The 24,438-nt window shown below is 28.7% G+C and carries 23 protein-coding genes and 1 tRNA gene; 16 read left to right on the top strand and 8 right to left on the bottom strand.

The genetic code is table 11. From position 1 onward, the window contains the following. The first annotated feature begins 2 nt into the window (after positions 1 to 2). The 5 genes from ACKTTQ_RS16555 (at position 3) to murI (ending at position 5,593) form a co-directional block, all read left to right on the top strand. Positions 3 to 755, top strand: coding sequence for an isoprenyl transferase (locus tag ACKTTQ_RS16555; protein WP_093870239.1), 753 nt, complete (start codon positions 3 to 5; stop codon positions 753 to 755). Beyond that, the gene (gene bamA, locus ACKTTQ_RS16550; protein ID WP_408049841.1) at positions 748 to 3,315 is read left to right on the top strand and encodes an outer membrane protein assembly factor BamA; all 2,568 of its coding nucleotides are present in this window, start codon (positions 748 to 750) and stop codon (positions 3,313 to 3,315) included. Before ACKTTQ_RS16555 ends, bamA begins: the two co-directional genes overlap by 8 nt. Positions 3,316 to 3,377: 62 nt before the next feature. Further along, complete coding sequence (locus ACKTTQ_RS16545) at positions 3,378 to 4,169, top strand: OmpH family outer membrane protein (protein ID WP_093870237.1); 792 nt, start codon at positions 3,378 to 3,380, stop codon at positions 4,167 to 4,169. A 39-nt stretch (positions 4,170 to 4,208) separates the two neighbouring features. After that, complete coding sequence (locus tag ACKTTQ_RS16540; RefSeq protein WP_093870236.1) at positions 4,209 to 4,718, top strand: OmpH family outer membrane protein; 510 nt, start codon at positions 4,209 to 4,211, stop codon at positions 4,716 to 4,718. An 80-nt stretch (positions 4,719 to 4,798) separates the two neighbouring features. Further along, a complete protein-coding gene (gene murI / locus ACKTTQ_RS16535) occupies positions 4,799 to 5,593 on the top strand; it encodes a glutamate racemase (protein ID WP_408049840.1) in 795 nt (264 codons plus the stop codon). Here the strand turns inward: murI and ACKTTQ_RS16530 are convergent. Both ACKTTQ_RS16530 and ACKTTQ_RS16525 read right to left on the bottom strand, forming a co-directional pair. Next, positions 5,590 to 6,564 (bottom strand): PorP/SprF family type IX secretion system membrane protein, encoded by a 975-nt coding sequence (locus ACKTTQ_RS16530; protein WP_093870234.1) that lies wholly within the window; start codon positions 6,562 to 6,564, stop codon positions 5,590 to 5,592. The genes murI and ACKTTQ_RS16530 overlap by 4 nt on opposite strands. Before the next feature lie 182 nt (positions 6,565 to 6,746). Next, positions 6,747 to 7,586, bottom strand: coding sequence for an AraC family transcriptional regulator (locus tag ACKTTQ_RS16525; protein ID WP_408049839.1), 840 nt, complete (start codon positions 7,584 to 7,586; stop codon positions 6,747 to 6,749). Positions 7,587 to 7,731: 145 nt separating this feature from the next. On the opposite strand from ACKTTQ_RS16525, the gene ACKTTQ_RS16520 reads away from it, so the two are divergent. The 10 genes from ACKTTQ_RS16520 (at position 7,732) to ACKTTQ_RS16475 (ending at position 17,810) form a co-directional block, all read left to right on the top strand. Beyond that, on the top strand, positions 7,732 to 8,661 hold the full coding sequence (locus ACKTTQ_RS16520; protein WP_408049838.1) for a dihydrodipicolinate synthase family protein: 930 nt from the start codon (positions 7,732 to 7,734) through the stop codon (positions 8,659 to 8,661). Between the two features lie 77 nt (positions 8,662 to 8,738). Then, positions 8,739 to 10,343, top strand: coding sequence for an aldehyde dehydrogenase (NADP(+)) (locus tag ACKTTQ_RS16515; protein WP_408049837.1), 1,605 nt, complete (start codon positions 8,739 to 8,741; stop codon positions 10,341 to 10,343). 88 nt (positions 10,344 to 10,431) lie between these two features. Further along, the gene (locus ACKTTQ_RS16510) at positions 10,432 to 11,442 is read left to right on the top strand and encodes a 4-hydroxyproline epimerase (RefSeq protein WP_408049836.1); all 1,011 of its coding nucleotides are present in this window, start codon (positions 10,432 to 10,434) and stop codon (positions 11,440 to 11,442) included. A 3-nt stretch (positions 11,443 to 11,445) separates the two neighbouring features. Continuing rightward, on the top strand, positions 11,446 to 12,693 hold the full coding sequence (locus ACKTTQ_RS16505; protein ID WP_408049835.1) for an NAD(P)/FAD-dependent oxidoreductase: 1,248 nt from the start codon (positions 11,446 to 11,448) through the stop codon (positions 12,691 to 12,693). Positions 12,694 to 12,908: 215 nt separating this feature from the next. After that, positions 12,909 to 13,664 (top strand): LytR/AlgR family response regulator transcription factor, encoded by a 756-nt coding sequence (locus ACKTTQ_RS16500; protein ID WP_408049834.1) that lies wholly within the window; start codon positions 12,909 to 12,911, stop codon positions 13,662 to 13,664. Beyond that, the gene (locus ACKTTQ_RS16495; protein WP_408049833.1) at positions 13,642 to 16,650 is read left to right on the top strand and encodes a sensor histidine kinase; all 3,009 of its coding nucleotides are present in this window, start codon (positions 13,642 to 13,644) and stop codon (positions 16,648 to 16,650) included. Before ACKTTQ_RS16500 ends, ACKTTQ_RS16495 begins: the two co-directional genes overlap by 23 nt. A gap of 47 nt (positions 16,651 to 16,697) precedes the next feature. After that, a complete protein-coding gene (locus tag ACKTTQ_RS16490; RefSeq protein ID WP_408049832.1) occupies positions 16,698 to 16,994 on the top strand; it encodes a hypothetical protein in 297 nt (98 codons plus the stop codon). A 3-nt stretch (positions 16,995 to 16,997) separates the two neighbouring features. Continuing rightward, on the top strand, positions 16,998 to 17,474 hold the full coding sequence (locus ACKTTQ_RS16485) for a hypothetical protein (protein ID WP_408049831.1): 477 nt from the start codon (positions 16,998 to 17,000) through the stop codon (positions 17,472 to 17,474). Between the two features lie 14 nt (positions 17,475 to 17,488). Beyond that, on the top strand, positions 17,489 to 17,680 hold the full coding sequence (locus tag ACKTTQ_RS16480) for a hypothetical protein (RefSeq protein ID WP_408049830.1): 192 nt from the start codon (positions 17,489 to 17,491) through the stop codon (positions 17,678 to 17,680). Beyond that, the gene (locus ACKTTQ_RS16475; protein WP_408049829.1) at positions 17,667 to 17,810 is read left to right on the top strand and encodes a hypothetical protein; all 144 of its coding nucleotides are present in this window, start codon (positions 17,667 to 17,669) and stop codon (positions 17,808 to 17,810) included. Before ACKTTQ_RS16480 ends, ACKTTQ_RS16475 begins: the two co-directional genes overlap by 14 nt. Positions 17,811 to 17,846: 36 nt before the next feature. Here the strand turns inward: ACKTTQ_RS16475 and ACKTTQ_RS16470 are convergent, their stop codons facing one another. Together ACKTTQ_RS16470 and ACKTTQ_RS16465 are read right to left on the bottom strand one after the other, a co-directional pair. Then, positions 17,847 to 18,467, bottom strand: coding sequence for a recombinase family protein (locus ACKTTQ_RS16470; protein WP_408049828.1), 621 nt, complete (start codon positions 18,465 to 18,467; stop codon positions 17,847 to 17,849). 257 nt (positions 18,468 to 18,724) lie between these two features. Further along, on the bottom strand, positions 18,725 to 19,363 hold the full coding sequence (locus ACKTTQ_RS16465) for a hypothetical protein (protein ID WP_408049827.1): 639 nt from the start codon (positions 19,361 to 19,363) through the stop codon (positions 18,725 to 18,727). A gap of 916 nt (positions 19,364 to 20,279) precedes the next feature. Between ACKTTQ_RS16465 and ACKTTQ_RS16460 the strand changes: the two genes are divergently transcribed. Next, entirely contained in the window at positions 20,280 to 21,926 is a 1,647-nt protein-coding gene (locus tag ACKTTQ_RS16460; RefSeq protein ID WP_408049937.1) for a recombinase family protein, read from the top strand. Here the strand turns inward: ACKTTQ_RS16460 and ACKTTQ_RS16455 are convergent. The 4 genes from ACKTTQ_RS16455 to ACKTTQ_RS16440 form a co-directional block, all read right to left on the bottom strand. After that, positions 21,886 to 21,958 (bottom strand) — tRNA-Met (locus ACKTTQ_RS16455). The genes ACKTTQ_RS16460 and ACKTTQ_RS16455 overlap by 41 nt on opposite strands. Before the next feature lie 99 nt (positions 21,959 to 22,057). Beyond that, the gene (locus ACKTTQ_RS16450) at positions 22,058 to 22,684 is read right to left on the bottom strand and encodes a 4'-phosphopantetheinyl transferase family protein (RefSeq protein ID WP_408049826.1); all 627 of its coding nucleotides are present in this window, start codon (positions 22,682 to 22,684) and stop codon (positions 22,058 to 22,060) included. Between the two features lie 65 nt (positions 22,685 to 22,749). After that, a complete protein-coding gene (locus ACKTTQ_RS16445) occupies positions 22,750 to 23,688 on the bottom strand; it encodes an ornithine carbamoyltransferase (protein ID WP_408049825.1) in 939 nt (312 codons plus the stop codon). 17 nt (positions 23,689 to 23,705) lie between these two features. Next, entirely contained in the window at positions 23,706 to 24,431 is a 726-nt protein-coding gene (locus ACKTTQ_RS16440) for a thioesterase II family protein (RefSeq protein ID WP_408049824.1), read from the bottom strand. Positions 24,432 to 24,438 lie beyond the last annotated feature (7 nt).

Below are 24,438 nucleotides of genomic sequence, written 5' to 3'. Positions count from 1 at the left end.
ATATGGAAGAAAAACTACGAAGCATTAATTTACATAAGAAACCTAATCATATAGCCATTATAATGGATGGTAATGGTAGATGGGCTAAAGGTAAAGGGATGCAACGTGTTTTTGGGCATAGAAATGCCTTAACTGCAATTAGAGAAACTGCTGATACAGCTTCTGATTTAGGTATAAAATTTTTAACATTGTATGCTTTTTCTACTGAAAACTGGAATAGACCAAAATTTGAAGTAGATGCATTGATGAGCCTATTAGTAACTACTCTTAAAAAAGAATTACCTGAGTTCATAAAAAAAGATGTTAAAATCAATTCAATAGGAAACATAAGTAGTTTACCTAAAAATGCTCAGAAGGTTTTAGCACATGTAATTGAAAGCACAAAAAACAATAAGAAAATAACATTAACATTTGCCTTAAGCTATGGATCAAGGGAAGAAATTGTTAATGCTATCAAAAACATATCTAAAAAAGTTGTTAATAACGAGCTAGATGTTGAAAAAATTAACGAAAAAGTTATAAATAATCATTTATATACATTTAATTTGCCCGACGTTGATTTAATGATACGTACAAGTGGGGAACAAAGGATTAGTAATTATTTACTGTGGCAAATGGCATACGCAGAACTTTACTTTACTGAAGTACTTTGGCCAGATTTTAGAAAAGAGCATCTATTTGATGCAATAATAGATTACCAAAATAGGGAAAGACGATTTGGAAAAACAAGTGAACAGATTGAAAGCGATGAATAAATATTCATATTTAATAGCATTATTTATTACTACTTTTATAACAGTAAATGCTCAAAGTCAAGACATAATAGTTAAAGACAGTACCAAAACAAATGGTGTTATTCCTTACGAAAAAGGAAAAGATTATATACTAGGAGGCATAACTGTTACTGGACTTCAAAAATTCAGCGAACAAACTGTTAGAATTTATACTGGTCTAGTAAATGGACAACCAGTAAAACTTCCAGGTGATAAACTTACAAGTGCTATAAAAAAACTGTATGAAAGTAAACAATTTAGTGAAGTAGATGTATACTTATCTAAGCTAGATGGAAATACAGTATACCTTCAATTTGATGTAACTGAACTCCCACAACTATCAAATGTAGTTATTACTGGTGTAAGCAAATCAAAAGCAAAAGATATTAGAAAAGAGACTGAGTTAAAAAAAGGTATGATGGTAACTGACAACCTTATTGTAACTACTCGTAATTATATTAAGAAAAAATATACAGATAAAGGGTATTTAAAAACAAAAGTATCATTAGAAACTAAAAAAGATACTTCTGATGTAAATGCCATTAGCATGAAAATTTTTATAGATAGAGGTAATCGTATAAAAATTAAAGAAATTAACTTTACTGGTAACAAAGCTATGTCAGCTGGTGCGTTAAGAAGTGCTATGAAAAACACCAAGCGTAAGTTTTTTGGTCGTTTTTGGAAATCATCAAAATATATTTTAGAAGACTATAAAAAAGATCTTGAAAATATACTTGAAAAGTATAGCGAAAAAGGATATAGAGATGCTAGAATATTATCAGATAAAGTAACCTGGAATGATGACAATACTATTAACCTTGAAATAAAGTTAGAAGAAGGTCGCCAATATCGTTTCGGAGATATTTTATTCGTAGGAAATAAAAATTATACTGATTCTCAACTACAAAACTTATTACGTATTGAAAAAGGAGATGTTTACAATGGAAAAGTATTGAAAGAACGTATTTCTGGAGATGGTACACCAAGCTCTCAGGATATCCAAACACTTTATCATAATAATGGGTATTTATTTTCTCAAATAAACGCTGTTGAAACTAAAGTTAAAAATGATTCAATTACAGTTGAAGTTCGAATTAGAGAAGATGAACAAGCAACAATAAAAAAAGTAACTGTTGCTGGAAATGATAAAACTAATGACCATGTTATTTTTAGAGAATTACGTGTAAAACCGGGAGACTTATTTAGTCGTCAAAACATTATACGTTCTATCCGTGAAATTGGTCAATTAGGATTCTTTGACACCAATGTTACTCCTAATGTTACTCCTAATTATCAAGATAAAACTGCTAATATTGAATTCTCTGTTGCGGAAAAAGGTGGAAGCCAGATTGAATTGCAAGGTGGTTACGGTGGTGGTTCATTTATAGGTACTTTAGGCTTATCTTTCAATAATTTCTCTATAAGAAATATTTTCAATAAAGATGCTTATAAACCTTTACCTATGGGTGACGGTCAAAGTCTATCATTACGTTTACAAGCAAGTAGAACTTATAATACATATAGTTTTTCTTTTACTGAGCCATGGTTAGGTGGTAAAACACCTCAATCTTTATCGTTTTCTGTATATCTTTCTAACCAATACAGATTTGACTTCAGGACAAACTCTGTAAATAAAAATGAAAGTTTAAGTATTATTGGAGCTTCTATTGGTTTAGGTAAACGATTAAAGTGGCCAGATGACTACTTTACATTATCTCAAAACATTAGTTACCAACGTATAGACTTACAGAATTATGGATATAGAGTAGGTTCATCAAATGCAGTTTTAAGTCAGGGTGATTTAAATAACTTAGCTTATACAGCATCTTTTAGCCGTAATTCAACAGGGCCTAGTTTAATTTTCCCAACTTATGGTTCAGAGTTTACTATTAGAGCTAAAGCTACGCTTCCATACTCTTTAATTAATGGTAAAGACTATACAAGACCTTCTGATCTAATTCAAGGGTCTCCAGAAGAACAAACTTATTTTGCTGATAAATATAAATGGTTGGAGTATTATAAACTATCTGCAAAAGGAAAATGGTATACTGAATTAGCTAAAAAATTAGTATTAATGTCTAATTTTGAAATAGGCTATTTAGGAAGTTATAATAGTAAATTAGGATTAACACCTGTTGAAAGATATTTTGTAGGTGGTGATGGTATTGCTCAAGGGCAATTAGATGGAAGAGAAACAATTGGTTTAAGAGGTTATGAAAATAATAGAATATCATCTGTAGATGGTGGTTCTATATATAATAAATTTCAGTTAGAAGTTCGTTATTCAATAACAGATAAACCTTCTGCATCTATTTATACTTTAGGTTTTTTAGAGGCTGGAAATTCATATGACAATTTTAGCAATTTTAATCCGTTTAGGTTAAAGCGTTCAGCTGGAGTAGGTGTTCGTATCTTTATGCCTGCTTTTGGGTTATTAGGAATCGATTTTGCACATGGATTCGATCCTTTACCTGGATTAGAAGGTATAAACGCTTTAAAATCTGGTTGGCAAACACATTTTATTATTGGAAGACAGTTCTAAAACCTTACATTTGTAATGTGTCTGGTTTTTGGCACGGTTTTTTCTAAACACATTATACAAAGATGAAAAAAAACATTTTATCAGTAGTTCTTTTACTTTTAGTCGCAACCTCTTTTGCACAAAAAAATCAACGTATTGCATATATTGATATGGAATATATTCTGCAGAATATTCCTGAATATATTGAAGCTCAAAATTCATTAAATGCAAAAGTTGATAAGTGGAAAAAGAAATTAGATAAAGAGGCTCGTAATATTGAAGTTTTGAAAACTGATCTTGTTAATGAAAAAGCCATTTTAACTAAAGATTTAATTGAGGAACGTGAAGAAGATATTAAGATAAAACAAGAATCACTTAGAAGGTTAGAATCTTTATATTTTGGTCCAAACGGTGATATGTATAATTTTAGAAAGCAATTAATAAAACCCGTACAAGATCAAGTATATAATTCAGTACAAACTATTGCATCTAGAAAGAAATACGATTTTGTTTTTGATAAATCTTCTGATTTAGTAATGCTTTACTCTAACAAGAAACACGACATTAGTAATCTTGTAGTAAAAATGATCAATATAGATCAAAAAAAGCAAGCTAAAAAAGATAAAATAGCTGCTAAGAAAGAACTATTGAAAAATGGTGACTTAAGTGAAAAACAACAGCAAATAGCCGCTAAAAAAGCTGCTTTAAAGCAAAAGAAACTTTCTGAAAGAGAAGAAAGAATAAAGAAAATTGAAGAAAAAAGAAAAGCTCGTTTAAAAGCTAGAGCAGAAAAAAGAAAACTATTAAAAGAGAAAAGAGACGCATTAAAAAAAGCGCAAGAAGAAAAGAAAAAACAACAAGAAGAAAACAAATAAATCAAGAATAAAGACAATAATTAAATTAAAACAACAGAGATGAAACATTTAAAAACGTTATTATTAGTTGCAATTTTTACAGTTGGATTAGGTGGTGTAGCTAACGCACAAAAAACTGCACATATAAATACTGATAAATTATTAGCTGAAATGCCTGCAACTAAAGCAATGAAAGCGGAACTTGAAAAGTTAAATAAAACGTACCGTGATGATATTGAAACAATGTACAAAAAACTTGAAGCTAAATATAAAAAATACGACGCAGAAGGAAAAAGCCAAACTTTAGAAGTTAATCAAAAGAGAGCTGCTGAAATTCAACAAGAAAGAGCTAAAATTTCTCAAGCTGAACAAGCTGCTGGAAAAGAAATGCAAAAAAAATATCAAGAAAAAACTATTCCAATTTTAAAGAAAGCAGAAGATGCTATTAAAGCTGTAGCTGCTGAAAAAGGAATTATTTATGTATTTGATGCTGCTCCAGGTAAAGGATTAATCGTTTACGATAAAGGTGAAAATATTTACAATGCTGTAAAAGCTAAATTAGGCTTCTAATACATTATAGTACTTAATTTAACAAAAGATAATTTTTAAAACCTGCTTTAATAAAGCAGGTTTTTTATTTTTGTAATATCATGAAAGTACAATCTCAAAATCCAATAGGCATATTTGATTCAGGTGTAGGAGGAACTTCAATTTGGAAAGAAATTCAACTTTTGATGCCTAATGAAAACACTATGTATCTATCTGATAGTAAAAACGCCCCATACGGTTATAAATCAGAAGAAAAAATAATTGAGTTATCAATTAAGAATACTGAATATTTATTAGAAAAGAATTGTAAAATCATAGTAGTTGCTTGCAATACTGCTACAACAAATGCTATAAAAATATTAAGACAAAAATATAATGTTCCTTTTATTGGTATAGAACCAGCAATAAAACCAGCATCGCTTCAAACAAATACTAATACTATTGGTATTTTAGCTACTAAAGGGACATTAAATAGTGAATTATTTGAAAAAGCATCATCTAACCTAGAAGATAATATCACGGTTATAGAACAAGTTGGTGAAGGTTTAGTAAATTTAATTGAAAAGGGAGAAATTAATTCTCCTGAGATGAATAGACTACTTACTAAATATCTAACACCAATGATTAAAAAAAATGCAGATTGCATTGTTTTAGGTTGTACTCATTACCCTTATTTAAAAGATTTAATTAAAAAAATTGTAGGTAATAAAATAGAAATAATAGACTCAGGACTTGCAGTTGCTAAACAAACAAAGCATGTATTAAATAAGCATAAATTACTATTACAAAGTAATAATACTCCTACTTATCAATTCTATATTAACAAAAATAAATCTACACTTAGTTATTTTTTAAAACAATATCCTAATAGTATTATTAAAGAATTGGATTTTTAAAAACTACCATTTATATTTGGACAAGCAGAAGCTCTTCTTTTTCTACATAAGATATCTATACCTAACGATATTTGATGAAAATTACCATTAGAAAAAGTAATATCACCAGTTTGTTTTGTGTATGTATATGCTATCATGTATTTTTTGTAATTAACTCCAACTATTGGCGTAACGTAATGAGCATCACCAAATACAGTACCATCAAAACTTCTTCTATAAGAAATTGCAGCCCACAATTGAGTGTTTGAGAATTTCTTATAAGCTTTTAAGTTAATATCAGCAATCTTCTCTCCTGTTTGATCTTTGTATTGAAACATAAAAGAAGGTTCAAACTGTACATTATTTTCATCACCAAAGAAATAACCAGCTCCCAAAATATAATTTCTAAGGTTAAATGATTCAAAATTTGAATTCAATTTATTTTTTGCCGATAATAAAATATTCTTTACTGTAAAATATGATGAAAAGCCTTTATAATGATATGCCATACCAAAATCTGCATTAAAGTAAAAACTACTTTCTACAACCTGACTTACTGCAGGATCATTAAAAAACCCCGTTTGATCTACTTCATTTTGAACAGCTGAAAATGATAAACCAAATGAAACTTGATTAAACAAATTCTCATTTCCTAAATCTAAATGATATGCATAAGTACCTTGAACAGCTTTTTGAGAATGATATCCATTTTTATCATTAAATAGCACAAATCCGTAACCTGCTTTTGAATTATCTCCAGCTCTACTGTGAAAACTTAATGTTTGTAACTCAGGAGAATCTTTAACACCAACCCATTGTTGACGTGCAGTTAATCTTACTTTACCACACTCTCCGATCCCAGCAGAAGCAGGGTGAATCAGAAAAACATTATCTGATAAATAATCTGAATAAATCGGTAAAGTTTCTTGCGCTTTAGTGTGCAAACTCACAAAAAAGATAATCGATAATAAGGATTGTATATATTTTTTCATTAAAATGTAGATAGGACCCCAAATATAAACAACAGAGTCATAAAAATTTGTTAATTTTTTTAAAAACAAGATTTATTTTCACAAAATACTAGGTATGTTTCTAATTAAAGAACTTCAATATTAAAAAGCCCCCAACATAATAAACAGTTAAAATATATATTTCCCTACTTTATTATAAATATTTAGTAATTAGCTCGATAATCAGACGGAGTAAATCCTTTTATCTCTTTAAATTTCCGATTAAAATTAGATATATTTTTAAACCCAGATTTTTCAGATATTTCTGTTATTAAATATTCTTTATTTTGCAATAATTTACATGCTTTTTCAACTCTAATTTCATTAAGAAATGTAAAATATGTTTTATTTGTTCTTTGCTTAAAATATCTACAAAAAGCATTAGGAGTCATATTTGCTACTTCGGAAACTTCCTCTAAATCTATTTTTTTACTATAATTATTTAAAGTATAATCCATAACCTTCCCCATTCTTTTTCCTTCATTATCTGTATACTTTTTTGTGTATAAAAAAGTGGATAATCGTTCAATATCAGACTTTAAAATAAGCTTAATAATTTTAAGAAAAATTATAAACCTTTCAAAATCGTCACTTTTAGGTAAATCTTTAAAACAACTAATTAATTCTTCACTATTATTCGTTATCTTAAAACTAGTCTTAGCATTATTAAAGAAATATTCTAATTCTTTAAAGTCATCTAAATCAAAAAAAGCATTTCCAAATGATTCTTTTGTAAAGAAAAGCGACATCATAAATGATTTTTTAATGATAGAAGTATCACTTTTAAAAACATGAGGTTGGTTTCCTCCTATAACCAGAATAGTATTATCACAATAATCATTTACAGCATCACCTACTATGAGTGATCCTTCCCCTTTTACTATATAACAAATTTGAATTTCTTCATGCTGATGTAATTTATCATAAAAAGAAATTCCTCTATCTTCTTGATAAATAAGTCCTATATTTTTTGCTTTTGGTATTTTAAAAGGTAATACTTTCATGAGGGTTATTTTTATCAAATCTATTAAATATACACATTATAACCACACAAAAACAAATAATAAGGTAATATAGTATCAATAAGTGATAATAGAATCACGTTTGAATTTTCTTTTTCAATATAAATTTGTAAAAAAAACAATTATAATGAGCATTCAATGGAAAGGCGTTATGCCAGCAGTAACAACAAAATTCACAAATGACGATACACTAGATTTACAAATGTTTGAAGTAAACATTAAAGCTCAGTTAGAAGCTGGTGTAGACGGAATCATTTTAGGTGGAACTTTAGGTGAAGCTTCAACTTTATCTGATGAAGAAAAACGTTTATTAGTTAAAGAAGCAGTTCGCATAGTAAATGGTGCTGTACCAGTTGTTATGAATATAGCTGAACAAACTACAAAAGGAGCTATTGAAGCTGCAAAAAAAGCGAAAGAAGATGGAGCATCAGCTTTAATGATGTTACCTCCTATGCGTTATAAAGCAGATGCAAGAGAAACAGTTGAATTTTTTAAGCAAACTGCTAATTCAACAGATTTACCTATTATGGTATACAACAACCCTGTTGATTATGGAATTGAAGTTACATTAGATATGTTTGAAGAATTATTATCTTCTTGCCCAAATATTCAAGCCGTAAAAGAATCTACAAGAGACATTTCAAATGTTACAAGAATAAAGAATCGTTTTGGAAATAGATTAGCTATTTTAAGTGGTGTTGATACTTTAGCTTTAGAAAGTTTAGTTTTAGGAGCTGATGGTTGGGTTGCTGGTTTAGTTTGTGCTTTTCCTGCAGAAACAGTAGCTATTTATCAATTAATAAAAGCTGGTCAATACAATGAAGCTGTAGCCATTTATCGTTGGTTTTTACCTTTATTAGAATTAGATACTAATGCTAAATTAGTGCAAAATATTAAATTAGCTGAAGTTGCAACTGGTATTGGAACAGAAAATGTAAGAGCACCAAGATTACCTTTAATAGGTGAAGAACGTAAACAAGTACTAGAAATAATTGAGAACGGAGTAAAAAACCGTCCTACATTACCCGATTATAAAAGCTTAGAACTAGCTATTTAACAAATAAGTTGGGGTATAATTACCTCAACTTATAATTATTTTATTTCACAAAAAAGCTTCATATAAAAAAATAAATTATGATTTCAACCATCACAAAAAGAGTTACAGGAAAGAACCAAATAGGAAATAAACTTTCTGCGGAAGGAAACGTAACTCATAAAACATTCAATCCAAAACTTAATATAGAAAACGATTCTAATTTTTATGAAGCAACTATAGAAGAAGTAAATGAAGCTGTAGAATTAGCCAATGAAGCTTTTGAAGAGTATAAAACTTTTTCAGGCGCTAAGAAAGCAGCTTTTTTAAATGCAATAGCTGATGAAATCATGGCATTAGGAGATGATTTAATTCAAACTTATTGTTCAGAATCAGGATTACCTGAAGGACGTGCTATAGGAGAAAGAGGTAGAACAATTTTTCAACTACAATCATTTGCTAAATTGGTAGAAGAAGGTTCATGGATTGACGCTACTATTGACACTGCTATACCAGATAGACAACCATTACCTAAAGCTGATATAAGAAAAATAAACATTCCTATTGGACCTGTTGTTGTATTTGCCGCTAGTAATTTTCCTTTAGCTTTTTCAACTGCAGGAGGAGATACCGCTAGTGCTCTTGCTGCTGGGTGTCCAGTAATTGTAAAATCACACTCTATGCATTCAGGTACTGGTGAACTAGTAGCTAGTGCTATTATTAAAGCAGCAGAAAAAACTGGAATGCCAAATGGTGTATTTTCAAACATTACCGGAAGCGGAAGAGTTGTTGGTATTGCTCTAGTAGAACACCCAAATGTAAAAGCTGTAGGTTTTACAGGTAGTATTGCTGGAGGTAGAAGTTTATTTAACAAAGCAGCTAGTAGAGAAACACCGATTCCTGTATTTGCTGAAATGGGAAGTATTAACCCAGTTATTACTTTACCAGAAGCTTTAAAAACAAGAGGCGAAGAATTAGCTAAAACTTATGCTTCTTCAATTACATTAGGAACAGGTCAGTTTTGTACAAATCCTGGTTTAATTCTAGGAATAGAAAGTGACGATTTTTCAAAATTCATTACTAATTTATCTAATGAAATAGTAAAAATAGACCCTACTTGTATGCTACACCCTAATATTAAAGAATCATACGATGCAAATAAAGATAATATAATTAGTCAAGACAAAACGCATACTGTTGCAAACTATGCAAATGATACAGAAGCTAATTTTGCAAAACAAGCATTAGCTGTTGTTAATGGTAGTGACTTTATAGAAAACCCGAACCTTCACCAAGAAGTTTTTGGTCCATTTTCCTTAATAGTAAAATGTAAAGACAAAAAAGAACTAGAAAAAGTTGTGTCGAATCTGGAAGGGCAACTTACTGGAACAATTTTAGGAAATAATTCTGAAATAAATGAGTATAATTATTTACTTTCGCTCTTAAGTAATAAAGTAGGACGTATTATTTTTAATGGAGTTCCTACTGGTGTTGAAGTTTGTTCTTCAATGGTGCATGGAGGCCCTTATCCTTCATCAACAGACCCTAGGTTTACATCTGTTGGAACAAGTTCTATTAAAAGATGGGTAAGACCATTTAGCTATCAAAATTGGCCAAATGAATTATTACCTGAAGAACTAAAGAATGAAAATTCATTAGGTATATCAAGGTTAGTTAACAACAAAATTACTAACGAAAAAATTTAATATACTGACCTATACTCCTCACTAAAGGAAAAGCTTAGAAGGGTGTTTTTCCTTAAGGGGAGTTAGGTTGGGGTTAAAAAAGATATATTTGATGAGAAAAACTTTTTTTTGTGTAGATGCACATACATGTGGTAACCCAGTAAGAGTTGTTGCTGGTGGCGGTCCTAATTTAAAAGGCTCAAATATGAGCGAAAAGCGCCAACATTTCTTAAGAGAATATGATTGGATCAGAAAAGGTTTAATGTTTGAACCTAGAGGTCATGATATGATGAGTGGCTCTATACTTTTTCCCCCTCATAATCCTGAAAATGATTTTGCCATTTTATTTATTGAAACTTCTGGCTGTTTACCAATGTGTGGACATGGAACTATCGGTACAATAACTATAGCTATTGAAGAAGGGTTAATTACGCCAAAAATTCCTGGAAAAATAAAAATGGAAGCCCCTGCTGGTTTAGTTGAAATAGAATACCAACAAACGGGTAAAAAAGTTGATTGGGTTAGATTAACAAATGTAAAAAGTTATTTAGCTGCCGAAGGATTAACGATTGAATGTCCTGAATTAGGAGAAATTACTTTTGATGTTTCTTATGGAGGAAATTATTATGCTATTGTAGATCCTCAAAAAAACTTTAGTGGTATTCATGATTTTACAGCTTCAAAAATAATTCAATATTCACAAGTTGTTCGTAATAGAATTAATAAGAAATATCCTGACATGTTTATTCATCCTGAAAATCACACCATTAGAGATGTAACTCATATGTTGTGGACTGGTAATCCTATTGACCCGACTTCATCAGGCAGAAATGCAGTTTTTTATGGTGATAAAGCAATTGATAGAAGTCCATGTGGAACAGGAACTTCAGCTAGAATAGCACAACTTCATGCCAAAGGAAAATTAAAACAAGGTGAACAGTATATTCATGAAAGTTTTATTGGTAGTAAATTTATAGGTTGCGTAGAAAAAGAAACAACTTTAAATGGTAAAAAAGCAATTATACCAAGCATCCAAGGTTGGGCTAAAGTTTATGGTTATAATAATATAGTAATTGACGATGAAGATGATCCATATGCACATGGATTCCAAGTTATATAGTTTATGAATAAAAATATATTAGTTGTAGGTGGTGGTATTATAGGTTTATGCTCTGCTTATTATTTACAAAAAGAAGGTCATAATGTTACTATTATTGACAAGTCAGATTTGTTAAGTGGTGCTTCACATGTAAATGCAGGGCTTATTACTCCAAGTCATATAATTTCTCTAGCTGCTCCTGGAATGATTAACAAAGGCATTAAATGGATGTTTAACTCAACAAGTCCTTTATCAATAAAACCTAGATTAGATTTTGATTTTATACGTTGGTCTTGGTTGTTTAAAAAAGCCTCAACTCATCAGAAAGTTGAAAAATCTATACCAGTAATAAAAGATATTAATCTTTTTAGTAAAAAATTATATAAAGACATTAAAGCTTCATCTGATTTTGATTTTGATTATCAAGATAAAGGATTGATGATGTATTATCAAACTGAAAAAACTGGTGAAGAAGAATGGAGGGTTGGGGAAAGAGCTATCAAAGAAGGTTTAAAGGTAGAACATTTAACTCTCAAAGAAGTACAAAAGCTTGAACCTAATGTTGACTTAAATATAAAAGGGGCTGTTTATTATCATTCAGATGCTCATATGACACCTTCAGAATTTATAAAACAAATGAAAAACCATTTAATAGATTCAGGAGTTACTATACTTTCTAATGAAGAACTAATTGATATAACAACCTCAAATAACAAAGTTACTTCAATAAAAACTAATAATAGAGAAATTATAGCTGATGAAATGGTTTTAGCAACGGGTTCTTGGACTCCTATAATTGCAAAAAAACTCGATTTAAAAATACCTGTTCAGGCTGGAAAAGGATATCGAATTAATGTTGAAAAAGATACAGGGGTCACTATTCCTTCAATTTTAATGGAAGCAAAAGTAGCAGTAACTCCAATGAAAGGATTTACTCGTTTTGCTGGAACAATGGAAATTGCAGGAATAAATGAAAAAATCAATACTAAAAGAGTTTCAATGATTGCCAGAGCTTCTGAAGAGTATTATAAAGGTTTAAAAATTGATTCTTTAGATATTAAAAATGCTCGTTCAGGTTTACGTCCATGCTCTCCAGATGGATTACCTTACATCGGTAAATTATCAAATTTTAAAAATGTAACTGTTGCCACAGGACATGCTATGATGGGTTGGAGTTTAGGTCCTGCTACTGGTAAAATAGTTTCTGAGTTAATTTCTGAACAAAAAACGAGTTTAAATTTAACTCCATTTAATGTTGAACGTTATAATTAAAAAAATAAGTTTCTTTAAGAAATTTTATTAATACAAAAAGCCTCATATAATTATGAGGCTTTTTTATATAGTAGCGGGAAATATTAAAAAAACGAACCAATTCATAAATGACTACTTAAACATTATCGGGTTTTATAATTACATTAACTCATCAAAGCTAAACGATAACTAATTCATTATACTACTTTACATTTAAGTTTCTTACTTTTAAGCCTATGATAAAAACTATTATTGTTGACGATGAATATAATGCTAGAGACTTTCTAGAAAAATTACTAAATAGATATTTACCAAATGAATTTCTAGTAGTAGATAAATGTGAAAATGTAGACAAAGCACTATTATCTATCAGTAAATATGAACCAGAACTAGTTTTTCTTGATATAGAAATGCCAGATAAAAATGGATTTCAACTATTAAAAGAAATTGAAAATAGAAAATTTGATGTTATTTTTACTACTGCTTATTCAGAATATGCAATTAAAGCAATTAAAGAGAATGCGTTAGATTACTTATTAAAACCAATAAATTATATTGATTTATTGGAAACGATTAAACGCTATAAATCATCACTTAATAATAGGACTAAAGAAAATAATTTAAAGATGATTTTAAACCAGATAGATTCTGGAGATTCTAATTATAATAAAATTGCTTTACCAACAGAATCTGGTTACGAAATTATAAATCCTAATAAAATTTTATACTGCAAAGCTGACAGTAATTACTGTTCTGTAACTTTTGTAAATGGCAAAAAATTAACATTATCTAAAACACTAAAATATGTTGATGAACTACTACCAAAAACAAATTTTCATCGCATACATAAATCTTATTTAGTTAACTTAAATCATGTAGCTCGTTTTAACAAAACTGTGGAGTTATATGTTGAATTAAATAACGGTGAGCAATTACCAATAGCTTCCCGAAAAAAAGAAAGTTTCTTAAATGCTATACTTCATAAAAAATAGATTAGTTCTTTTTGTTTATTTATTGTGTTCTCAATTAGCATTTACACAATCATATCCTTCTAAAAACATTACTACTTTAAATGGATTGTCTAGCAATAGTATTTATTCAATAAAAAAAGATAGTAGAGGTATTTTATGGGTTGGTACTGGTGCTGGAGTTTCTAAAATTGTGAATAAAAAAATAACTAATTTTTATGAAGAAGATGGTTTAGCTTTTAATAACTGTTGGGCAATAGAAGAAGATAGTAATAATAATTTATGGTTTGGAAGTTATGGTGGAGGATTAACTTTTTACGATGGTAATAAATTCTCTATTTACAATATTAATAACGGTTTAGTAAACAATTATGTTCGAAAGATATGCTACAATAACAGAAAGGTCTTTGTAGGTACTAAAAATGGAATAACTATTATAAACATAGATAGCAAAGAAATTCTTACTCCAACTTATAATAAGAATGTAGAACTACAAGTTATGGGCTTTTTTAAATTTAAAAAAGTCATTTACATTCAAACATACCGAAATGGATTATTCAAATATGATGAAGTTAAAAACCAACTAGTTTTTTTACATCATAACTATGATTCAGTGTTTTCAATATTTAAAAACAAGAACTCCATATTGGTAAGTTTTGATGGGTTCGCTCATAAAAATAAATCAATAAAAAAGTTTAGCATTGAAGATTATATAAATGGAATTAAACCAACTAACGAGTTTGGAAATAGTGTCTTTTGGGATTTCATTTATGATAACAATCAAGATATTTACGGTGTAGCAGACGGGATTAATTTCCCAACTGGAGGTATCTTCAAACTCGATAACAACACTGTTTTAAAAGATAATATTAGGTTTAATATCAATAGTACCAAGCAATGGTGCTTAGAATATGATGAAAAGAACAATGATTTATTAGTAGGGACTTTAGACAAAGGACTTTTTAAAGTAAATCTATCTAAAAAAGTTAATTTTTATGATAAAATTAAAAATATAATTGATGTTCAAACTAAAGAAAACGAGATATTATTTCTAACGAAAAGCGGATTAATTATAAAGTCGAAAAAGAAAAATATTAATATTTCCAAGAAAGAATTCTATTCAGAATTTAAGGCTTTTTATATAAATAAAAAGTCACTATTCAATGAAGGATTTAGTGGGCATTTTCAAGGAAACAGTTTAAATGATTTAGATTTTTTAAGTCTAACGAAGAATAATAAAGAAATTTGGATTAATACTACTATTGGTCTTTATAAATCATCTGATTCTTATGAATTAGAAAATTACTACCCTATTTATACCAATGCATTTTATTTCACTTCTAATAACAATGCTTTTTTTCAAAGACCATATTCACAGGTTTATACTATAGAGAATATTGGAATGAAAACTAAAAGCACTGTTTTTGAACTTAGCAAAAAATATAATCCTAGAGATATTATTTCGATAAATAAGATTGGTGATAAGTTGTATTTCTCATCAAAATTTTCTGGTTTATATCAATATAAAAAAGGAAGATTTACTTCCTTTTTAGAAGACAATATTTGGACTGAAAAGGAATTAACACATTCAATAGTTATTAATAAGAAACAACTTGTTATTTCAAATTCAAGAGGTACTATTTTTATTACAGAGCCAAATGATGGTTTTAAAATAGTAGACACAATTGAAAACAAAGAAATAATTGGAAATACAATCATATTTCTGAAATCATACAAAGAGCATTTAATAATTGGTACTGAAAAAGGAATAAATGTTTATAAAAATGGTTCAATTACCTTCTTAGATGAAGAACAAGGTATAACTAATAAACTTTTTACTTGTGCAACCGTAATAGACAACAAATTATTTGTAGGTACAAGTAAAGGGTATTATGAAATCAATTTGGAAAGTATACTGAATGACTCAGATTTAAAACATACAAAGTTTAATATTTCAAATATTAAAGTAAACTATAAGGATATTGATTCCTCTAATTACTATTGGTTTAATTATTCTAAAAAATCTATTGAATTACCATATAATCAAAATACAATTTCATTCACATTTGATATTAACAACCATCGATACCCGAATAAATTAAAGTATAGATACAAATTATCTAATAAGGATTGGAGTCCGTGGAGTAATGAAAATATAGTTCGATTAAACTATTTAACTAATGGTAACTATGATATTACTGGAGAAATAAAAGATTATAGTAATAGTAAAACTTATACAAATAGTTTATTAAAAATTATCGTCACTCCTCCTTTTTGGAAGACTTGGTGGTTTAAGAGTCTATGTATAGGTATTCTTTTATTTAGTTTCTACCTATTTTACAAGTCTAAGGTTAATAGAATTAAAAAAGAAGAAGAGATTAAACAAGATATTTTAAAACGTATTTCAGCAACTAAAATAGAAGCATTACAAAGTCAAATGAATCCACATTTTATTTTTAATGCAATGAACTCTATTCAAAATTTTATCATTGATAATGATGTTGATAATTCACTAAAATACATGGGTGAGTTTTCAAAATTGATTCGTAAAACACTTCATAATTCTTCACTTCAAAACATTTCTTTAGCAGAAGAAGTTAGTTATTTAAAAACTTACATAGAACTTGAAAATTTACGATTTCAAAACAAAATAACTGTTAAAATCAATTTTAATAATATTGATATAAACACTACTGTTATCCCTCCAATGTTATTGCAACCAATAGTAGAAAATGTATTTAAACATGCTTTCGATAATAATTCTGAAAATCCAATTTTAACCATTGATTTTAATCAAAAAAATAACTTCCTTATTTGTAATATAATTGATAATGGCATAGGGTTTAATAGTAATTTTAATATAGCTAAACATCAATCTAAAGGAATTAAATTAGTTAAAGAACGACTACAATTATTAAACCTACCTTCTGATTCCTTTTCAATTACTTCTTCTACTATAAAAGGAACAATTGTAACGATTACTTTAAAAAACAACACGCTAAATAATTAACTGAATAACAGCTGTTTTATTTGTTTTTCTTTGATAAAAAAACAAATATGACTGAACAAGTAGATTTTAACAAAGTGATAAATACTCTAAATGAAGAATTAGAAAAGAAATATGCTTCTAAAGATATGATTATTCCTTTTCCAGAATTTGAATATAAACAGAACCATCATTATTTTACTTATTCTAAAGACTATCAACATAATCACCTTATAACTTTTTTAAAGTGTCACGTATATGTAAGTGGTATGTATGAACCTAATGAAAACAGTGAGGCTAAAATTATCGAAATATGTAAAGAATGGTTTAATAAGTATATAGCCACTATCAACAAACTTAAATTTTAAAACATGCTAAAAAAGAATTTATGGATAATCCCTGTTATTGTATTACTAGGGTGGGCTGCCTTAAGTGATATTAGAAGTAGAGAAGAAAAAGAAAGAAGAAAAAACTTTAAAATAACTAGCTCATCTGAAGCATTAGAGTATCTGAACAAAGTTGGTAAGTTTAGAAATAGTTTACCATATGGTAAAATGAAAATTCAAATCAAAGGTAATAAGATATTCTATTGGGATAATTTAGATAATGGTTGGAGTTCTCAACCCAAAGCAATATGCAATTTTCAACTTTATGAGGATAGTAGAAGCGAAATGAATTATTCAGAAAACAGGTATGTTAAAATAAAATCTTGGCTTTTGAAAGTTGAAGATGAGTGTTGGGATACTAAAATGTCAAATATTTTAGATTTAGAGCTAACAAACAAAGGTTATTTATACATTAAAGGAGGTAATTCAGCTTCTTATTTATGTGTCAAAGGGTGGAATTAAAACTAAATATTATTATGAAAAAATTACTTATACTTTTTATTTCAGCATTTACTCTATTATCTTGTTCATCTGATGATGAAATTAATGGAAGCTGTTCAGATACTATAGAACTATTAACTGATGGTATTTGGTTACCAAATAACTCTTTTAATTCAACTCAACAATTTACTAAAGATGGTAAATACTACAAAGATGGGATATTTTAATAGTAATTGGGAGTTAAAGGATGATTGTAAAACAATAACTTTTGATACTCAAATTGGAAGTTTGTCATTTAAAATTATAGAAATAACAGAAAACAAACTTGTTACAAACGTTGCTAGTTTTCACAAATAATTAAAATAAAAGGAATCACATAAGCGATTCCTTTTATTATTTATTCAACTCCAAAACCTTTTTAACTTTCATTACTGTAGTGGTAGACTTACCTACAATTTCAGCTACTTCACGAACTGTAAGTCCTTTATTTAGCTTTTTTACAATGTTAGGATGTCTTTCTAACAGTCTAGCATTAGATTGAATTGAACCTATCTTTCTGCCTTTAAACTTACCTTCTGCCTGTGCTATTTTAATACCTTCTGCTGTACGTTCTTTTATACGGTTTCTTTCCATTTCGGCGATAGACCCCATTACACTAATCACTATTTTAGCCATCGGATTTTCTTTTCCATCAATCAAAGTCTCAAAACCTTCTTTTAACGATTTTAAATTTATACCATTACTAGTAAAACGTTCTATTGTGTTGAGTATATCTATTAAATTTCTTCCAAGTCTATCAATACTGTCTACTACAATAGTAATGTTTTCTGATGTATTACTAGTGGCTACATCAAATAACTTTGAAGCTTCTGGTCTTTCTAAAAAAGATATATTACCTTGAATTTTATCAATGAATAAATTCTCTGCTTTAAATTCTTTTATTCGTTTGAAATTAGAAATTTGACGATTGGAATTTTGGTTAGTAGTTGAAACCCTTGAATAAAAATAATACATTACTTAATTTTTCAATAAAGATAATGTTTTATTTTTAGACTATCAAATAAAATAACACAAAAAACAATGATTTTTAGCTATTTTACACTTATTATTTGTTTTATAAAAAGACTGTAGTCTAAAACTAACACAAATTATTTCACTAATTGTTTAAGTGTATTTACTGTCATTTTTATTTTCACCGAATTTAATTGTAATCTATCCACTTGTACTTTCAATACTTTATACTGTTCAACGGTTAATATCATCTTCATAAATCATTTATTTTTATTGCTTAAATTATTTCCTAAAACATCCCAATCCTCATTTATAAGCCCCTCCTTACTCATGTAAAACAACCCTCCTTTATACCTGTCATATTTTTTGTAATCAACTCTATCAAAGCTAAAAAATGTTTGAATCACTTGTATAATCTCATTATGCAATTTGTCATTACTAATATATATTGAAAAGTGGTTGTGGTATCCTTTACGATTTACAAATGGTTCTGTTGTGAAAAATAATCTTATCTCTGTTTTACCTCCGTATTCGCTTACTAAATACTCATAACAACTATGCATCATTTTAAAGCACGATTTTTTATTTCTATCAACTTTATAAGCTACTGTAAAAAAGTAACTCCAATCCATATACCACAACTTCGTTTGCAATGAATCTCTATCAATTAGACAATCTATTAAATTTTTCATTGATTTATTTTCTCTACTCAAGACCTTATTTTCCTCATGCATAATTTCAGAATTAAAATATTTAGCATGGGTTTTAGGAATTAACCTTTTATTTCTCTTCTTTCTAGTTTCACTGTATAAATCTTGATTCTTACTATAAAATCTATATAATGTACTTTTTCCTTTATTAATAATTTTTAAAAAATCATTGACTTTTTCATACCTCATCTGTATTGTAATAATTAATAGACACAAGAACTCCATACAAGAGGATTACTCTAGTTCTATCATTAAATAAATACGTAAGAATTTCAAAAAGTAAACTATTATGGGACACTTTTTTATAAAAAAAATTTTCGCTCAAAATGTAACTGTACCAAAATGATACTATTATCACTATTTTCTAAAAAAACTACAAAAGAGTTTAATCAAAACTTAATGTTTATCATCAGATTAACAAAATGTACATTTAGTAAGAAAGGTCATAAAACTACTGTTATAGACATTATAATAAAGATATTTAAAGGGAGGACTCTATTCTACTTAATACGATTCATAAGTGGGATACTAGTAAATAGGTGCTAACGTACTTATTAACCACCCTTAAAAGGAACTAATACACCACGAATCAAACTCAGAATATTAAAACACGTTGCACTTACCATTTTTTTTGGGTATATTTGTATTAAGAAATTACAACCTTCTTATTACTCTGAATGTCGACTACAAAGAGTAATTTCAGCGAACAATCATAACCACAAATTATCAGATTAACTCTGAAAACAATTGTTTTTGGGTTAATCAAACCTTTTCTAATTATAAATAAAATTGGAACAGGATTCGTTATGGGCTTCATACATCCCAACTAATAACTTGTATGGCGTATATCACAATTAAAGACCTTATGTGATGCGTAAAGGCAAATAACAATAAAGATAATTGATTATGAATTGGACAAAAATTATGAATCTAATCAGATATTTGACGTTACAGGAATACAGAAAATATCTATTGAAAAATTAAAGTCACTTACTGGCAAAAATAACATGAGTGACGAATTAGCTGAAAATATTATAGATAGCTTATACATATTAAGCATTATTGCATACGAAGGAAATAAATAAGAATTAAAAAAAAATTGAAAATGAGTTTAGATTATTTTAAAAAATTTAGCACTTACAAAGAAGAAGTTGAAACAAATAAAAATGTTTGGTTATATACTAGAGTTAGCTCTAAAGAGCAATTCGAAAAAAACAGCAGTATTACCAATCAAAAGGACAGTGCTGAAAAATATTCAAAAAAACACGGCTACGAAATAACAAAAGTTTTTGGAGGAACTTATGAAAGCGCAAAAGGAGACTTCACTCGAAAAGAATTTAAAAAACTTTATGATGAAATTACTAAAACAAAAAATAAACCTTTTGCCGTACTTATATATAAAATGAGTCGTTTTTCTCGCTCTGGAGCAAACGCTATCAAATTAGTTGATGAAATTATCAAGAAACATGGCGTTCATCTAATCGAAGTTTCCACTGAAAAAGACAGTACCACTGCAAGAGGTGAATTTGAAATAATGGAATCATTACAATACGCTAGAAAAGAGAATTTAGAACGTTTAGAAATTACATTACCTGGAATGACAGCTTTTGTAAAACAGGGCAACTGGCTAGGTAAATCTCCTCGTGGTTACACCACTTATGGTTCACGTGTAACTAAAAGTGAACATATTGCCTCTAAACAAAAAATAATTATTAATGAAGAAGGTGAATTATTGAAGAAAGCATGGAAATGGAAACTAAAAGGTGAACAAGATTTTATCATAAAACAAAAGTTAGAAAAACTAGGGTTAAAAATCAGTAAACAAAGTCTAAGCGCTATGTGGAGAAAACCTTTTTATGCTGGTATTAGCACACATAGTTTTTTAAATGGAGAAGCAATAAAAGGTAGATGGAAAGGGATGGTTACACCGAGTCAGTTTAAACAAATAAACGACAAGTTAGAAGGAAATACAAGCGGATATAAACAATCAAAATATTCAGAAGAACGACCTCTAACCCATTCATTGTTTTGTGGTAATTGTGGTTCAAAGTTAACAGGGTACATGGCGAAAGGTAAATACCCTTACTACAAATGTCAAAACAATAAGTGCTCTGCAAAAGACATGAACGCTAAAACAACACCTCGTTCAGTTAAAAAGGGAGTCAATGATTTATTTAGTCAATATTTAAAGAAATTTGAATTAGACCCAAAACTTGAAGATGCTTTTAAAGAACAATTAAAATTAACTTTTAAAGAATTAGACAAAGAACAGACGGAAAACTATAAAATTATCTCAAATCAAATATCAGAAGTCAAGAAAAAAATTGAGACCATAGATAAAAAACACATATTTGATGGCTTATCAGACGATTTATATAACCGATATAAAACACCTTTAGAAGAAAGATTAACTGAATTAAATGAAGAACTACAAAATATAAATCTAAAAATATCGAACCAAGACAAAAAAATTGAGGATTGTGTGGAAGTTGTTAAAAACATCAGTAAATACTGGGCTTCTGGAAACGTTAACACAAAAAAACGTATTCAAAAATTAGTATTTCCAGAGGGAGTGGTCATTAACCCAGAAAACAGGCAATATCGAACCAAAAAAACAAATGCTATATTTTATAAAAAGACAGTGATACCAAGGGATTCAGAGTGGAAAATAAAAAACCCATCAACAAAATATGGTGATGGGTCTTGGCTAGTAGCGGGAACAGGACTCGAACCTGTGACCTTCGGGTTATGAGCCCGACGAGCTACCTACTGCTCTATCCCGCGATTTGCGGTTGCAAATATACAATGTATTTATAGAAAGACAATGTATTTTTTTGTTTTTATTTTACAAAAAAAAAAACTGTTAACAATCAAGCCTTAAAATTAAAAACAAAAGTTAATCACATTCATTTTTTCTATTTTAGTTTGAGATGCAATGTGAGCAATATAGCCTTTGTTAATATCTACTCTAGATAAATAATATTTTTCATTTTCTAATTTCGTTGACAAATTTAACGTGTTAATTGTATTCAAAGGTATAGTTAATCCTCTCCCATCTGCCTTTACAACAGCTTCCTTTCTTGTCCAACAAGTATAAAACTTATTATAACTATTTATTTCTTGCTTTTCTTCTGGAGAAAAAACTGAACTGAAACTATTTAATTCAATAGGCTTTACCTTTTCTATATCAATTCCTAAACTTACTTTCTCATCATTACTAATTGCACATACAACATATTCTTCTGAGTGAGAAATATTAAATGCGAAAGGGCTGTTTTCAAAATAAGGCTTTCCATGTTTTGTCATTTTTATAAACTCTAAAGAATGATTATACCCAAATTGAAGCATGCTTGTTCTTAAAAGTAATTTACCATACAAATAGCTATAAGCATCTTGCCAACGAAGAAATTTACTTAACCTTTCTTGCATATTTTTAGGTAATAATTTAGTTAATTGTTTATATTCATTTTCAGGTAACTTCTTACATGAAGTGTAATAAATTGATGTCATAAGAATAATATTAATAAATTATTTAATGCACTTTTTTGTTTACTTACATCTAAGTAAATATTTAGTTACCTCATACACCATTCCAAAACGGCTTTAGCACTATGAGCTTTGTTTTCTGCTTGTTGAAAAACAATACTGTTTCTACCATCAATTACAGTAGCTTCTACCTCTTCTCCCCTATGAGCTGGAAGATCATGCATAAAAATAGATTTTGAATATTTTGACATTACCTCTTGAGTAACAGCAAACGGTTCAAATATCTCTCTCCAATTCGCATCGGGCTTTGTTGTTCCTGTTGTTTGCCAACGTGTAGTATAAATTACATCAGCGTTTTTTGGTAATTTTGTTATATCATGATATTCATTAATAACCGTATTTTTCTTTGCTCCTTCAGTTTTTGCATATTGTAATATACTTGGCTCTATTTGATAATTGGGTGGAGTAAAAAAACTTAGTTTAATATTAAAAAATTTAGATAAAGCAAGTGCAAGAGCTACTGCTGTATTATTTCCCTCTCCCAAATAAACTATTTCAAGCCCTGATAATTCCCCAAAATGACCTTTTAATGTAGTTAGATCTGCTAGAGCTTGTGTAGGATGTTCATCCTCTGTCATGGCATTAATTATAGACATTCTTTTTTGATTTGCAAAAGCTCTAAGTACTGATGGGCTTCCTGCAGTTCTGACAACTAAGCCATCTAACATTCTAGAAAGTACTTCAGAAGTATCATTCATACTTTCACCTGTATTTATTTGTAAATCATTTGGGCCATAAGCAATAACATTAGCTCCCAACCTAAGTGCTGCAGTTGAAAAAGAAGTTCTTGTTCTAGTTGACGTCTTTGTAAAATAAATACCAATGACTTGGTTTTTTAACTGATGACCTAATTCAACACTTCCATTTGAATATTCAATTCCCCTGTTAATTATATCTAATGTTTCTTGTTCAGATAAATCCGTTAAAGATATAATATGCTTTTTTTCATTAATTATTGTAAAACTCATTCTATTTTATTTTTTTATTATAAACACACTTCTATACAACTACCTTCCAGTGCTTTATTCACCAGACCTATAACAGTTTCTTGCTCATGTAACAAGAAAAAATGATCTCCTTTTATAAAATGAATATCACATTCTTTATCTGTGAATTTACGCCACTTGACTGCAGTTTCTAAATTAATATTTTCATCTTTACCAATCAATATGGAAAAATTATTATTTAAAACGATTCCTTCACTCCTTTCAACTATTGTTTCCGATATTGCAAAATCACTCCTTAATAGAGGTATAAATAACTCTTTTAACTCAGGATATTTAAAAAATTCAGGGGGAGTTCCTCCTAAAGCCAAAACTTCCTTTTCAAACTCTATAGGATTCATTTCTGTAAAAAGTTTTTTTCTCATACCTATACCTGGAGGCTTTCTTCCTGAAAAAAATGAATGAATTGGTTTTCGCAATCCTAATTTCATTATTTTATGAATTACTTCATAAGCCAAAAAAGCTCCCATGCTATGCCCAAAAATAGCATAATCATAAGCATTAATATCTTCTATTATTTGGTTAAGAATATCATTTACAGCTTCAGACAAGCAACTATAATGATTTTCTTTTATCCTTCCTCCTCTTCCTGCTAATTCAATAGGACATAGTTCTATATTCTTTCCTAATTTATCTTTCCATTTATTATAAATACTCGATGACCCTCCTGCATATGGAATACAAAAAAGTTTTATTTTTTTCTCCATTAATTAT

The organism is Tenacibaculum halocynthiae, from assembly GCF_964512825.1.
Classification (GTDB): Bacteria; Bacteroidota; Bacteroidia; order Flavobacteriales; family Flavobacteriaceae; genus Polaribacter; species Polaribacter halocynthiae.
This window is presented reverse-complemented; position numbering and strand designations above follow the sequence as displayed.